Source organism: Paenibacillus sp. Z6-24 (assembly GCF_054161335.1).
This window is the reverse complement of sequence record NZ_CP096398.1, coordinates 464,159-479,072: the sequence shown is the minus strand read 5'-3', so window position 1 is coordinate 479,072 and position 14,914 is coordinate 464,159. Positions and strand designations below refer to the sequence as shown.

General features: G+C 52.7%; 9 protein-coding genes. 3 read left to right on the top strand and 6 right to left on the bottom strand.

From position 1 onward, the window contains the following. Nucleotides 1-205 precede the first annotated feature (205 nt). Nucleotides 206-1,159 (bottom strand): nucleoside hydrolase, encoded by a 954-nt coding sequence (locus M1D61_RS02070; RefSeq protein ID WP_458120973.1) that lies wholly within the window; start codon nt 1,157-1,159, stop codon nt 206-208. Between the two features lie 216 nt (nt 1,160-1,375). Beyond that, nucleotides 1,376-2,275 carry a diacylglycerol/lipid kinase family protein gene (locus tag M1D61_RS02065; RefSeq protein WP_458120972.1) on the bottom strand — a complete coding sequence of 300 codons (900 nt, stop codon included), beginning with the start codon at nt 2,273-2,275 and terminating at the stop codon, nt 1,376-1,378. A 453-nt stretch (nt 2,276-2,728) separates the two neighbouring features. Here M1D61_RS02065 and M1D61_RS02060 point away from each other — a divergent pair, with 453 nt between their 5' ends. Next, nucleotides 2,729-3,595 carry a YitT family protein gene (locus M1D61_RS02060; protein WP_458120971.1) on the top strand — a complete coding sequence of 289 codons (867 nt, stop codon included), beginning with the start codon at nt 2,729-2,731 and terminating at the stop codon, nt 3,593-3,595. A gap of 548 nt (nt 3,596-4,143) precedes the next feature. Further along, nucleotides 4,144-4,869 (top strand): DNA-3-methyladenine glycosylase family protein, encoded by a 726-nt coding sequence (locus M1D61_RS02055; RefSeq protein WP_458120970.1) that lies wholly within the window; start codon nt 4,144-4,146, stop codon nt 4,867-4,869. Nucleotides 4,870-5,054: 185 nt separating this feature from the next. On the opposite strand, the gene M1D61_RS02050 is transcribed toward M1D61_RS02055, so the two are convergent. Genes M1D61_RS02050 through M1D61_RS02040 form a run of 3 tightly spaced genes read right to left on the bottom strand, consistent with a single transcriptional unit; the run spans nt 5,055 to nt 9,206 of the window. Next, nucleotides 5,055-7,010 carry an ABC transporter ATP-binding protein gene (locus tag M1D61_RS02050; protein WP_458120969.1) on the bottom strand — a complete coding sequence of 652 codons (1,956 nt, stop codon included), beginning with the start codon at nt 7,008-7,010 and terminating at the stop codon, nt 5,055-5,057. Then, a complete protein-coding gene (locus tag M1D61_RS02045) occupies nt 7,007-8,743 on the bottom strand; it encodes an ABC transporter ATP-binding protein (protein ID WP_458120968.1) in 1,737 nt (578 codons plus the stop codon). The genes M1D61_RS02050 and M1D61_RS02045 overlap by 4 nt, the downstream gene beginning before the upstream one ends. Beyond that, nucleotides 8,736-9,206 (bottom strand): MarR family winged helix-turn-helix transcriptional regulator, encoded by a 471-nt coding sequence (locus M1D61_RS02040; protein WP_046212713.1) that lies wholly within the window; start codon nt 9,204-9,206, stop codon nt 8,736-8,738. The genes M1D61_RS02045 and M1D61_RS02040 overlap by 8 nt, the downstream gene beginning before the upstream one ends. Nucleotides 9,207-9,581: 375 nt before the next feature. Here M1D61_RS02040 and M1D61_RS02035 point away from each other — a divergent pair, with 375 nt between their 5' ends. Next, nucleotides 9,582-12,125 carry an S-layer homology domain-containing protein gene (locus tag M1D61_RS02035; RefSeq protein ID WP_458120967.1) on the top strand — a complete coding sequence of 848 codons (2,544 nt, stop codon included), beginning with the start codon at nt 9,582-9,584 and terminating at the stop codon, nt 12,123-12,125. 114 nt (nt 12,126-12,239) lie between these two features. Here M1D61_RS02035 and M1D61_RS02030 read toward each other — a convergent pair whose 3' ends face one another. Beyond that, nucleotides 12,240-14,525 carry an ATP-dependent DNA helicase gene (locus M1D61_RS02030; protein ID WP_458120966.1) on the bottom strand — a complete coding sequence of 762 codons (2,286 nt, stop codon included), beginning with the start codon at nt 14,523-14,525 and terminating at the stop codon, nt 12,240-12,242. Nucleotides 14,526-14,914 lie beyond the last annotated feature (389 nt).

Below are 14,914 nucleotides of genomic sequence, written 5' to 3'. Positions count from 1 at the left end.
ATTTTATACCGGTGTTGAAGCTGGCATACCGGACAGGCTGTAAACCATCTGCCATTATGCAAAAAAGCTGTTCCCTGCGTACCCAGATGGATACGTGAGGAACAGCTTTTTTGGGATTGGATTGTATATGGGGATGTATATGACAGCATGCTTGTCTTTCATATATCTTCATCTCAACACAGTCAGGTTCCGTCTGCCAGGGGCTTCAGTAACGTGCCGGTGCCGCCTTTTGAGCCAGTGCGATCATATAGTCCGAAAACGCCTGCGGATCGGTATCATATACCAGATTCACTGGACGTCCGTCTGCCTGTTCTACCGTTCTGCCCTGGGAAGGACCATCCGGAATGACGATGCAGTTGATCGTTTTCTTGCTCACCAGCTCCGGCTTGCCGATCGATAGTGTCGTCAGCACATCCCAGAAGTAGTAGGTGGAATTGTTCTCCATATGGACGAGCGGCGGGCAGCAGGCATAACAGTTGCCGAGGAAATCGACACCTTCATACCGGCGCTCGGATGCCCAGCGCTTGCGGATCTTCAGATCCAGCGGCACTTTGATCGTGCTCTCCAGGGCGACCAGATCAATCTCGATGCCACTTTGCCATACACGGTGAGCGGCTTCCGGGTCCCAGAACACATTCCATTCTGCCGTACCGTCATGCTCGGGCTCATCCACATTGCCGCGCTCGAATCCGCCGCCCATCCAGACCAGCTTGTCGATCTTGTCTTCGATCTCCGGCGCTTCATCCAGCGCGCGCGCCAGATCGGTGAGCGGTCCGGTAAACAGCAGCGTCGTCTTGCCTTCGGTCGCCAGCAGCTGACGAATCATATGGCGGTGAGCCGGCAGTTCGGACAGCGGTGCTTCCATCGTACCGGATTCATTCAGAATCGGCAGTGCATCTACATAAAAGGTATGCATCCGCCATGCCGGCGGGAACGGATTTTTGCCGCGTGAATTGGATTTGGCCGTCTCCGGTGCATAGGTACCAAAACGGTCGATAATTTTGCGGCTGGCATCCGCTCCCGGCTCCAGATAGCCGTCAGCCGGAATAACCGAGACGCCGGTCAGGCGGACATTATCCATCTGCAGCAGCATAAACAGCGATACCAGATCATCGACACCGGCATCATGGTTAAAATATACGGATTGAATCTGTGACATGTTATTCCATTCCCCCAATTTCATGCTGATCGGCGAAACGATTCTGCCTTATCCAGGCCAAGAGCGCTTCCCTCTATGGAAGCGCTCCGGCAGCTCTGCGGCTATTCCTGCTGTGCATCCTCGCTTCGACTCTACCTTGCTCTCTCCTATTATGGGGGATAGCATACCAAATCGCTAGAGTTAGTTGCCTGATCTGTCGTCTCAGTCACCTGTCAATCAGCCCGAGACCGGCTGTTCGCCAACCAGAAAAGTCAGCTTGCCTGGTAGCACGCCCAGCTCTGCTGGCGTCTCCAGATAAATTTCCCCATCCGTATCCGCCGGCATCGGCTGCTCGGTCCGGATATTCAGGCGGCTCGTCTGGATATACTCGATCGTACTGCTCTCCGGACTCCACTGGCCCGGCGTCTTGCGACTGAGCAGCTCTCGCAGCAGCGGCAGTCCCGCTTCCCGGATAATCAGCACATCCAGCAGTCCGTCCTCCAGTGACTCATCGTGAAATGGCAGCGGATTGGTCCCGAGATAGCGGCCATTGGCAGCATAGATCATCACCGCTTCACCGGCAATCTCTCCTCCGTCATGACTCAGTTCAAACCGGAATGGCTCTGCTGTCCGCACCGTCTGCAGGGTACTGAGAAAATATCCCAGCTTGCCGAAGGCCCCTTTGATATCCGAGTTAATATTCTGGGACGTCTCCGAGATCAGCCCGATTCCATAGAAGTTGGTAAAATAGTGCCCATTGGCAGTACCGATATCCATTGTACGGGTGCGCCGTTCATTGAGCACCTCCGCCGCTCTCGGCAGCTGCTGAGGCATCCATAATGTACGGGAAAAGTCATTGCATGTACCGCCGGGCAGTACTCCGATGACCGGAGGCGAATCCAGTACAGCCAGCCCGTTCACGCATTCATGCACTGTTCCATCTCCGCCCAGAATATACAGTACATCGTACTGCTCTCCCAGCTCGCTGCAAATCTGCTGGGCTTCTCCCGGCTCGCTCGTACGCCGTACATTCAGTTCGGGCAGCTCCGCAGACAGAATACCAAGCACCGCTCCAACCTGTGCGCTGTCTACCGAACCCGCATTGCCGTTATAGATCAATAAGCCTTTGCTATACATGATGAATTCCTCCTGTCGATAATAGGGAATAATCAGCTGCCATAGAATACTTTTCAATCGCTCGCAAGCGATTTCAGGACATTCCGGTATATTTTCAGTGATTGGATGAGATATAATAGGAATTAGTCGTGAAATCTGCCCTTTTTGCAATTAATTGACTAAATTTTGCTTTTTATTGGGTTTGCAGCTTGTTTTATGATATAATTTATATAGGTAGCTTATCATTTTCAATTTGAGATAAGTAAATATTGTTGAATAGTTCGATACAGGCGCTATCCGGTTACAGTATATTTACGTATAATACAGGGGCTTTCAAACACCTGGACTGTATTTACTTTATAACTGTCTATAATCCGGTCTGCGATCCGGATCGTGATCGACAGGAATGCTATTGCAGCGCGTATGGAATTAATCAACAATCCTGCCTACATTACTGGAGAGAGAGGATTGCGTATGCCAAGAAGACACCGTAAGCTTACCTTTGCCCAATTGCTCGCCAAGTTCATCTTTATCACCACAGGTGCCGTGATGATGGCGGTTGCGCTGGAGATTTTCCTGATTCCGAATAGTGTAATTGATGGCGGAATCACCGGTATTTCGATTATTTTATCAGAGCTGTCTTCGATTCAGCTCGGGATATTCATTTTTATCATTAACGTACCGTTTCTGATTATCGGCTACAAGCAGATCGGTAAGACGTTTGCCTTTTCCACCTTATACGGTATCGCCGTCATGTCATTAATGACTGTCTACCTGCACGATGTGCCTGCACTCACCGATGACAAGATGCTCGCCAGCATGTTCGGCGGCGTGATTCTCGGCTTCGGGATCGGGCTTGTTATCCGGTTCGGCGGCTCGCTCGACGGAACCGAAATTGTCGCTATCCTGTTGTCCAAGAAATTCCATATGCCGGTTGGACAGATCGTTATGCTTATCAACGTATTTATCTTTGCGGCTGCCGGATTCGTCTTCGGCTGGGATTCCGCGATGTTCTCCATTTTCACCTATTACATCGCCGCCAAGGTAATGGACATTGTGGTTGAGGGTCTGGAAGAATCCAAATCCGTCACCATCATCTCCCAGGAATACGAGGAAATCTCCCAGGCGATCATGGACCGTCTTGGACGCAACACAACCTTCATGTATGCCAAGGGCGGTTATTCGAAGGAAGACACACAGGTAATCTACTGCGTGGTCAGCCGTCTGGAACTCGCCAAACTGCGCAATATTGTGCATGATATTGATGAGACAGCTTTCCTCGCAGTCGAGCATGTGAGTGAAGTCATTGGCGGGAATTTTGAAAAGAGGAGTATTCATTAAAACAGCGGTTTGAATGTTATATGATGGAGGAAGCCACCTGATGAGTCATCATGGTGGCTTTTTCTTTTGAGGACTTCAGAGTAGCGTGCTAAGGGAGTGTGCGGCATTTATTCAACGTTTAGCTTAGTGCCGTGGCGGGGATTGCAGCATTCACTCCAGAAAGGAATAAGAGCACGTCCTCCGGTTAAGCCGGAGATCCCTGAATTGGATCTTGGAAATGGGGATCTCCAGGCTTAAAGGTCGTCCTTTGCTCTTATTTCCTTTCTTGCGTTACGTGGAATGATGTCATTGGCTGCTTGTTGATTTACTTCGCGTTTAGCTTTAGCTTCATAATACCTCAGTATTGGTGGAGCAGCTGTATTTCTTCGTCGTTAGTGGGTAAATTAGGGTGGTCTCTGTAAGACAGTTTGGTTGGTCGATGGATCGGATTTTTTAAATGTTATTCTCCGAAGATCTACATTTGCGATTTGAAGGAAGGGTTCTCTTCTGTTGGTTAGCTGGTACAATACATCTATATCGCTGTCATGGCAGCTAGGGGAGGGTTATTTATGAGCAGTTCTGATAGGCAGTCATCGGATCGATCCAGGGCGGTGCGGATGGTGCTTCAGTTGGAGGGGGCGAATATGCGTGAGCTTAGGGAGGCTGATCCGAGGCTTGGGCGGTTGATTGAGTTGATTGGGCCGCTGGAGATTCCGCTGCGGGCTGATCCGTTTGTGTCGTTGGTCTCCTCGATTATTTCCCAGCAGCTGTCGGTCAAGGCGGCGGCGACGATCTGGGGGCGGGTTACCGAATTGTGCGGACCGGAGATGAGCGCGTGTACGATGGCTGCATTATCGGATGAGCAGCTGCGTTCGGTCGGGGTCTCGATGTTCAAAATCCGCTATATCCGCGATCTGTGCGACAGGGTCATGAGCGGGGAACTGCCGCTGGACCAGCTGGATAACCTGCCTGACGAAGAAGTGATGAAGGCGCTCGTCGCGGTAAAGGGCATCGGGCGCTGGACAGCCGAGATGTTCCTGATCTTCAGCCTCGGGCGCACCGGCATCCTTGCTCATGGCGATGCCGGACTGCAGCGCGCGGCCCGCTGGCTGCATAACATGGAGGAACGCGACGATGCCGGCTATACCCAGCAGCATGAGCTGAACTGGGCCGCTTATCCGACTGCTGCCTCCCTCTATCTGTGGGAAGCGATCAATATCGGCTGGGTCAATTCGGGAAAAAGCTTCGACGAGTACAGCGCCGGCTTATCCGCGAATACTTCTGCCGATCACTGAGAAGTATAAGGATTTGCAGTTTCTATGCTCACACACAGATATCCTGCGTACACGGATTTTCTCCAATTTGTCCAAAAAAGCCCGTTAACCGGATACCATCTGGTATTATCCAGTCAACGGGCCTTTTCATCCTTTCACTATTACATCGCTTGGTATGCTGAATCCCTGCAGCCCCGTTACCGATCTCAGCCGGCTTCCTGTCCGGAGAACTGGCTGTTGTACAGGTCGGCATAGAATCCGCCGCTTTCCAGCAGTTCCTCATGGGTTCCCTGCTCGATCACTTCACCATGGTTCATCACCAGGATCAGATCCGCTCCGCGAATCGTGGACAACCGGTGCGCAATGACGAAACTCGTCCGTCCCTGCATCAGCTCGTTCATCGCCTGCTGAATCAGCACTTCGGTACGGGTATCGACACTGCTCGTCGCCTCATCCAGGATCAGAATCGACGGATTCGCCAGTATGGCGCGGGCGATCGTCAGCAGCTGCTTTTGCCCCTGGGAAATGTTCGATGCTTCCTCATTCAGCACGGTATCATAGCCTTCCGGCAGTGTGCGGATAAAATGGTCCGCCCGTGCAGCTTCGGCTGCCTGCACAATCTCCGCCTCGGTCGCATGCTCGCGTCCATAAGCAATATTATCGCGGATTGTGCCGCCGAACAGCCAGGTGTCCTGCAACACCATACCGAACAGACTGCGCAGCTCTCCGCGTGACATCTCCCGGATATCCTGACCATCGACCAGGATGCGTCCACCATTCAGCTCATAGAACCGCATCAGCAGATTGATCAGCGTCGTCTTGCCAGCGCCGGTCGGACCGACAATGGCGACGGTCTGGCCGGCTTTTACATGAATGTTCATATCCTGAATGAGCAGCTGATCCAGCTTATAGCCGAACTGTACATGCTCAAAATCCACATTGGCCTGGAATCCCTGTCTTGTCACAGGCTGTGTCGCCTGATTAGCTGCGACTGAACCAGCAGCTGTCTCATCTGTATGTCTGGCTGCGGAAATGGCAGCTGCAGCCGGAGCAGCAAATGTGCCCGGCATCTGATCTTCTTCCTCCTCTTCATCCAGCACCTCAAATACCCGTTCTGCCGACGCAATCGCCGACTGGATAATATTTGAGATATTGGCCAGCTGGGTGATCGGCTGGGAGAACTGGCGCGCATACTGGATAAAGGCCTGAATCCCGCCGATCCCGATACTGCCGCGCGTCACCATAATCCCGCCGACCACGCAGATCAGCACAAAGCCGATATTGCTGACAAAGTTCATCAAAGGCATGATTGTACCGGAAATAAACTGTGCTTTCCAGCCGGAATCATACAGATCATTATTGAGCGTATCAAATTCCTCTACAGCCTTGCGCTCCTGTCCGAACGCCTTGACGATCGAGTGACCGGTATACAACTCTTCCACATGCCCGTTCAATCGTCCCAGGGCCGCCTGCTGCCCGGCAAAATGCTTTTGCGAACGCTTGGCGACAACGATAGTCACGATCAGACTGAGCGGAATGGTAAGCACGGTAATGAGCGTCAGGATCGGGCTGAGCGTCAGCATCATGATAATGACGCCTATCAGCGTAACGATCGACGTAATCATCTGCGTAAGACTCTGCTGCAGGGTCGTACTGATATTGTCCATATCATTGGTGACACGGCTCAGCACTTCCCCGTGCGTATGCCGGTCATAGTAGCGCAGCGGCAGGCGGGTCAGCTTGCCTTTGACTTCGCGGCGCATCTCGTAGACGGTATTCTGGGCAACCCCTGATATAAAATACTGCTGCAAATAAGCGAACAGCGAGCTGAACAGATACAGCCCGCCCAGCATGAGCAGCAGCCGGAAAATGTAATCAAAATTAATCTCGCGCCCGCCGGTAACACTGGTGAACAGCTCATCTGTCGCCAGTCCCAGAATACGCGGCGAGACAATGCTGAACAGTGTGCTGAGGATCGCCGCGGCCAGTACACCAATCAGCGGCACCCAGTGCGGCTTGAGGTAGGCGGTCAGACGACGCAGCGTTCCTTTAAAATTTTGGGGTTTGGCTCCCGGCAGCGACATGCCGGGCGGGCCGCCCGGACCACCCATGGGTCCTCCCTGAGGCTTCGCTGATGATCGGTTTCTCGATAGTTCACTCATGCGATTTCCTCCTCGGACAGCTGGGAAGATACGATCTGGCGGTATACTTCACAGGTGTCCATTAATTCACGGTGTGTGCCGATACCAGCCATACGGCCTTCATCGAGCACAATAATCTGGTCGGCATCCATCACGGTGCTCACCCGCTGGGCGACCATCAGTACAGTCGCCTCGGTCGTCTCCTCGCGAAGGGCAGCGCGCAGCCGGGCATCCGTCTTGAAATCCAGTGCCGAGAAGCTGTCATCGAAAATATACAACTCCGGCCGCCGCACCAGCGCCCGCGCAATCGACAGACGCTGCTTTTGCCCGCCGGATACATTGGAACCGCCCTGGGCGATCTCCGACTGATAGCCTTCCGGCATACCCGAGATGAATTCATCCGCCTGTGCGATACGGGCAGCATGAATTATCTCTTCATCGGTCGCCGTCTCATGACCGTAGCGGATATTGTCCGCAATCGTGCCGCTGAACAGCATCGCTTTTTGCGGGACATAACCGATCCGCGCCCGCAGGGCAGACTGCTCCAGCTCACGTACATCGGTGCCGTTCACTTCGATCCGGCCGCTGCTCACATCATAGAAGCGCGGAATCAGATTGACCAGCGTCGACTTGCCTGAGCCGGTACCGCCGATAATCGCGGTCACTTCACCCCGTCTGGCTTCAAAAGTAATATGTTCCAGTGCAGCCTGCTCGGCGCCCGGATAATGAAACGTCACATCGTCAAACTTCAGCGTCACCGGCTGCTGACGTTCATTGGACAGCTGTACCGGTTCTGCCGGATTCACAATATCCGGCTGCATGTCCAGCACCTCATTGATCCGTGTCGCCGAAGCCGAAGCTCTCGGTACCATGACAAAGATCACTGACAGCATCAGGAACGAGAACAGAATCTGGGTGGCATACTGAACAAAAGCCATCAGATCACCGACCTGCATCTGTCCGTAGCTGATCTCCACACTGCCAAAGCCGATAATCGCGATAATCGAAAAGTTCAGTACGATCATCATGACCGGCATCATCAATGCCATCAGCTTATTGACACGGATCGCCGTATCGGCCAGACCGCGGCTGGCAGCGTCGAACCGTTTATTCTCATAACGATCCCGGTTAAAAGCACGGATAACCCGGATACCGGTCAGATTCTCGCGAATGACCATGTTGAGCTTGTCCAGCCGGGTCTGCATCTCTTTGAACAGCGGCATTCCTTTGCGTCCAATCAGGAAAATGGCCAGACCGAGCACCGGAACGACCACGACAAAGATCAGCGACAGCTGAGCCTGCTTGGAGATCGCCATGATCAGACCGCCCAGCATCATCAGCGGGGCCATCAGCATCATTCGCAGCATCATCGTCAGCACCTGCTGCAGCTGGGTAATATCATTGGTCGTACGTGTAATCAATGAAGCCGTACCGATACGGTCAAATTCCTGGAGCGAGAAATTCTCCACATGCGCGAATACGCGGCTGCGCAGATCACGTCCGAACCCGATCGCGACTTTGGCCGAAAAATAACTGGCCGCGATCGAACATAACATCCCAACCGCGGCGAAAATAAGCATATAGCAACCGATACGCCAGATATACGGCGTGTTACCGGCCGCAATCCCGGTATCCACAATATCCGCCATCAGCGTCGGCAGGAACAATTCCGACATCGTTTGCAAAAAAGTAAGCACCAGAATAAGCCCTATTATTGGATAATAAGGCCGCAGCTGGCGGAGCAGTCTAGTCACCCAGACCATCTCCCTTATGGGCAGGTTCTACCGGTTCAAACACCCGATCCTGGAAATACTCAAATACGCGTCCCAGCAGTTCGGACAATTTGCGGCTGTCCTCTTCGCCGAGATAATCCACCAGTCCTTCAAAAGAAGTCTTGAAGACGGCCAGGGATTGATCCATAATGGTCTCGCCTTTATCCGTCAAGGTTACACGAACAGCGCGGCGGTCAGTCTGATCCATATTGCGCTCCACCAGGCCATCGTTTTCCATGCCCTTAATTAACTGGGTTACCGTCGGGGACGTTACACGAAGCATACGGCTCAGTTCGGATACCTGAATTCCGCAGCTTTTGCAGTCTTCCTGATTACCGATACAGATCAGTGCCATAATTTCACTCGGCTTATACCCTGCGACCGGCTTTTGGCGCCAATCCGCTCTGCGGAACAGACGGAATGCACGCAACAATTCCTCACCCATTGGTGATATTCCTTCAAATTTCAGTTCTTCATCCACAGTCATTCACCCCGAGATCTATATACTATTATTTAGTTATGCTATTTATTAGGTTACCTAATTTTATATCTCTCATTAAATCCTTGTCAATCATTAGTTATATCATACCATTACTTCACCACATTTTAAGCTTATTCTTACAAATTAAGAATATTTGTTACCAAAATATTTACAAATGAATAATATAATTACCATATAATGTAATTAAAAACGGCTAATTTCGACAAATTTATTTTTTTGCCAGATAAATGTTAAAAATAACAAATATTTTACGATAAATAGTAATAGAGGATTTGCAGATTTATGCAACTCTCAAGATATAAAGGAGGTTAATTGAATATGAGAAGGAGCAGACTGCGTTCGCAACATCACGTATCTCTCAAACCCCACGTCTGCGGTTGGCTGGCTGTCTTGCTATTGCTGCCCTCTCTTCCTGTAAATGTTCACGCCGATGCACTGGCCCGACATGAGCAGGTAGGCAGAGACACGTATTTGGGCGGTTCGTATATTGAGCTGGGCATCTCCGGAAGTGGTACACTGGGCACATCCAGTGACAGCCCCGCCGGATTCCACCCTGGTCCGCTTCGGAAAACGATTGGACTGAATACGGATAGCGACGGTTATGATACAGGCAAGGAAATGACCAGCGGCGATTATGTGCTGCCGGGCAGTCCATCCGAGGGATTCACGGTCGGCTACCGTACCGCGCCAAAAGCCAGTCCACAGAGTTTTACCAATGAAGAGCAAAACGGCAGTATCGAAGTACCAGGCACTACAGAAGATATTTCTACCGAAGAACAGCTCGCCGCTAAAACAACCGGCGCCACGCTGGACAAAGCAATCGGAGTCGAACAGACGATTTCATTCAAACCAGGAGACCCCTTTTATAAAACGACCATTCATCTCACCAACACCAACGTAACCGCCTCCGTCTACGATGTTCATTATATGCGCTTCCTTGATCCCGATATGGATGCTGATCTGAATGGCGATAACAGCACCATCAACTGGGTACCTTCCAATCCACCACAAGATCCCGATGCGATTGCTGCGGCAATTGGCAACAAAAGCGACAATGTATTTATGTATGTAGCCAGCGACCCGCGCGCCCAGGCTTCGATCGGCTTTAGCCGCAATCCGTACAGTGAACCGGCATTTCGTGCAGCCGGAGGCATCCACGTGGCGGCAGCAGCTTCGGATGACTGGCTGACACTGGCCTTTGACGCCGGTAATCTGGAGCCGGGCGAGACAACAGAACTGGTATTTTACAGCAGTTTGGACCCGGATATGAACGGCGCACTGGCTGCGATCCACGCGGATTACAACACTGCTCTGAATGATGCGCCAGCCGATGTTACACTGTCCGGCGATACGCTCACCTGGGATGCACAGCCGGGAACGGCCGTTGGTCAATTCTCTGCGGTGACCGAGGATACGTATGCACCGATCATCTATACTCTTGTCAACGGCGAGAATGACCGTGACAACAAGTTCTTTGCCATTCGCAACAATCGTCTGGAAACCAATGCGCCATTGACGCCTGGCGTAAGCAGCTATTCGATCCGTGTACGTGCTACCGGACCAAAAGGCGGCATGCTGGAGAAAGCATTTACCATTCATGCCCAGGCACCAGACCGCAAGACCGAGCTGACTTCACTGTCATTGGTAAATGGCTCACTTACTCCCATGTTTCAGCGGGATGTGACTTCATATGAAGCCAACATGAACGCCGGAGCAGAGGAAATAACCGTGTTTGCCAGCGTATATGATCCGGATACGACCCTGTCGGTAAATGGTGTAACTGTGACCGAGCAGGTATACGGCACCCAGCAGCTGAAATATTCCGAACCGCTGAGCAGCAGTCTGACTGCGCTTGACCTGCAGGTAACCGGTCCGAACGGCAAGTTCAAAACGTATACGATCAAGGTAAATGCCGCTGCCAAGCCGGAAGAAACTCCTGCTGCAGATACGCCAGTACAATCAGAACCTGCACTGCCAGAAGCTTCGGAACCGGCAGCTTCCACACCGGTCACTGCTGTTCCGGCAGGACCCCAGCCTACTGTACCGGCACCTACACCAACTTCGGACACCTATATCGTACCAGGACCACCGGTTACGATTACGTTCCCATTCATCCCTATCGTTCCTGTAGACCCGGGCGCACCGGCGCCTGTATTTGCCGGCGGCGGTGGAGGCGGAGGCGGCGCTTCCCGTTTGGATGATATTGTTCCAACGGGTTCAGCGTCCTCTGAGACAGCAGCACCTGCTGCAGACAGCAAACGCAGCAAATCCGGCAATACCGCCAAAAAGTCCGTAACAACCAGCGGATATATCCAAGGGTACGCGGATGGCACATTCCGTCCGGATCAGCAGGTTACCCGTGCTGAACTGTCTGTCATGCTGGAGCGTCTGCTGAACGGCAGCGAATCAGTCGGCACAGCAAGCACTTCATTCAAGGATGTTCCTGCCACGTACTGGGCTTCCGGCGGTATCCAGCTAATCCAGTCCTACGGCTGGATGAAAGGCTACCCGGACGGCAGCTTCCAACCAAGCAAAGCCATGACCCGTGCCGAGCTGGCGTCTCTGATCGCCCGCTGGAAAGAACTCGATACAGCAGCGGACAGCAATTCCTCCGTACAGGCATCCGATCTGAATGGTACATGGGCTGCCGCTTATATCCAGCAGGTCGTAAGTGCCGGATGGATGCAGGGCTACCCGGATGGCAAGTTCTACCCGGACAAGCCAATCACCCGCGCAGAGATCGTTACTGTACTGAACCGTCTGCAGGATAGCTCTACAGACAATGCCACAACAGCCGCTTTATGGAAAGATGTACCTGCAAAACACTGGGCCTATGATGCGATCAACAAGGCATCCCATTAATATCTTTTCCATCTATGATTGATTGCAATCTTAAATGCACAATCACAAAAACCTCCTTTTCCCGCATGAATCCATGTTGGGGAAAGGAGGTTTTTGGTGGGTGGAGCTGCTGCCTTACTCGGGGCGCCATTCCGGTGGCAGCAGCTGTACATACGGACGCTGGAGGAAGCGGTCATCGACCAGCATCAGCAGGCCGCGATCCTGCTCGGTACGGATCAGTCGTCCGCCGGCCTGCAGCACTTTGTTCATACCGGGATACACATAGGCATAATTGTACCCGCTGTGTCCGCCCTTGCTAAAGTGCTCGCGGATCATCTCCCGCTCCGGTCCAAGCTGCGGCAGACCGACGCCGACGATGATGACACCGGTCAGCCGGTCACCGGCCAGATCGACCCCTTCACTGAAAATACCGCCCATCACGGCAAACCCGGTCAGTGTACGCTTGTTGTCACTCTGAAAAGCATTTAAAAACCGGTCGCGCTCTTCTTCCGCCATATTGGACTGCTGAATCAGCACATCCGTATCCGCACCCAGCGTCTCGAATACGGTCACCACATCCTGCATATACTGATAGGACGGGAAAAAGGCCAGATAATTGCCCGGACGCTCATTGACCAGCTCGGCCAGCAGCCGGGCCAATTCATCCCGGGTCTTTTCCCGGTCACGATAGCGTGTCGACAGCGGCACAATCCGCACCTCCAGCTGCTCTCTGGAGAAAGGCGACGGAATCGAGATATTATAATCTTCTTCATCCGCACCGAGCATATCCCGGTAATAGCCAATCGGCGACAAGGTAGCGGAGAAGTGGATGACCGAGCGGTATCCTTTGGCCGTCTGATGCAGCTGCAGGGACGGATCGATGCAGAACATGCGCAGCATGACATTGCTGCCGTCCATCTCGGCATACGTAATATGGCTCTCCATATCGTAGATCCGCCCGATACGAAGAAACGCCTGTACGGCAAAATACGTCTCCAGCAGCTGATCCGTCTCACCGCTACCGCCCTGCTCCAGCAGCGTCACTTCCGCGCGGATCGTGAATTCTTCCAGCAGCTTGAAAATCTCCTCCGGCGCCTCCCGGCTCTGGATAAAGTTCTTCTCGCCCATCTGCTTGCGCAGCCGGATAAAATACGCGTTGACCGCACTGGCAATCTTGGACAGCGATTCCGAGGACTGCTGATAATCCCTTTTCAGATCGAGAAAGTCCGACTTGTTCAGTGCTGCCGAGAACATGCTGCGTCCTCGGTCGACCAGATTATGTGCCTCATCCACGAGCAGTACGGTACTCTTGCGCTGATCATCCGTTACCCGCTTGAGCGACACACGCGGGTCGAATACATAGTTGTAATCACAGATAACCGCATCCGAGGCATACGACGCATCCAGCGATAGCTCGAACGGGCAGACATTATGCTTGCGTGCATACTGCTCGATAATATCCCGGGTCATCATCGTCTCTTCGGTCAACATATCCAGAATCGCCCCGTTAATCCGGTCGTAATAGCCTTCCGTGTAGGCACAGTTCTCCCGTCCTTTGATCCCGTCAGCCGTGCAAAAGCAGACTTTATCCTTGGCTGTTATGGTCACCCCGTGCAGATGCAGCCCGTTATTTTGCATCCGCATCAGCGCATCTTCGGCATTGGCCCGGGTTACGGTCTTGGCGGTGATGTACATGAGACGCTCGGCACGTTCATTGCCGATACTTTTGATAACCGGAAACAGGGTCGAGATCGTCTTGCCTGTACCTGTCGGCGCTTCGGCGAACAGGTTGACCCGCTCGCCGATCGTCTTGTAGACCGCTCCGGCAAACTGCCTCTGCCCGGACCGATAGCCCGAGAAGGGGAACGCCAGCTGTTCGATGCTGGCATTGCGTCTGCGGCGGTGTTCGGCCAGCATCTCGGCGTAGGGGGCATACCGGGCAACCGTATCCATGGCAAAGTCGACCAGCTGCTGGCGGGTACGGATACGTTCCAGCCGGGTTTCTTTGCCGCTGCTCTTGTGCACATAGGTGAGCTGGATACGTACCTGCTCCAGCCCACGATCCAGAGCCAGCATGTAGCCGTACATCTGCGCCTGTGCCCAGTGTACCTCCCGTCCGTCGCCGATATCCTCGGCCGAGATGGAGGTGGACTTGATCTCGTCGACAGTCAGCAGACCCTCCTCGTCGATCCATAGTCCGTCACAGCGTCCCTCAATCCGGAACAGCAGATCATGATAGGGGATCTCTGTCTTGAGGTGTACCTCCTTCTCGCCCTGTTCTCCGTAGCCCTGCTGGATCTGCTTGTGGATGCGTGTACCTTCCTGCATCGACTGGGCGACCCGGAATCCGGACTCGATGCTGCCTGTACGATAGACGTACTCCACCAGCGGACGGACAGGAATATCGATGATTGTTGTCATGTTGGTGTCTTCCTTTCATGGTGCCTGCTATATAGGTTCAGATTATCTGTTTATGTTCGCGCTGTGTTCATGGTTCTTATTGTACTGTACCCTTTATTATCTCACAAAACGTCAATGCCGGGGCACAGGCAATCATTTGTCATTATGAATCGGCTGCTGTTCGACCGTACCGAATGTTTCTTATATAATAGCAAAAGATGGATAATATGGAATCGGGATCGATTGTGGATGGAAAGAGCGTATGGCCGGTATCCTGTCTGCGGCCTGCAGCAGTCCGTCATGCCTGTATTACATGCAATACCGATGATATCAAGTACAGATTATATACAACACCATGGTGTATTATGTAGCAAACACAATCAATATCGGTTCCAATCCATTTACAATTG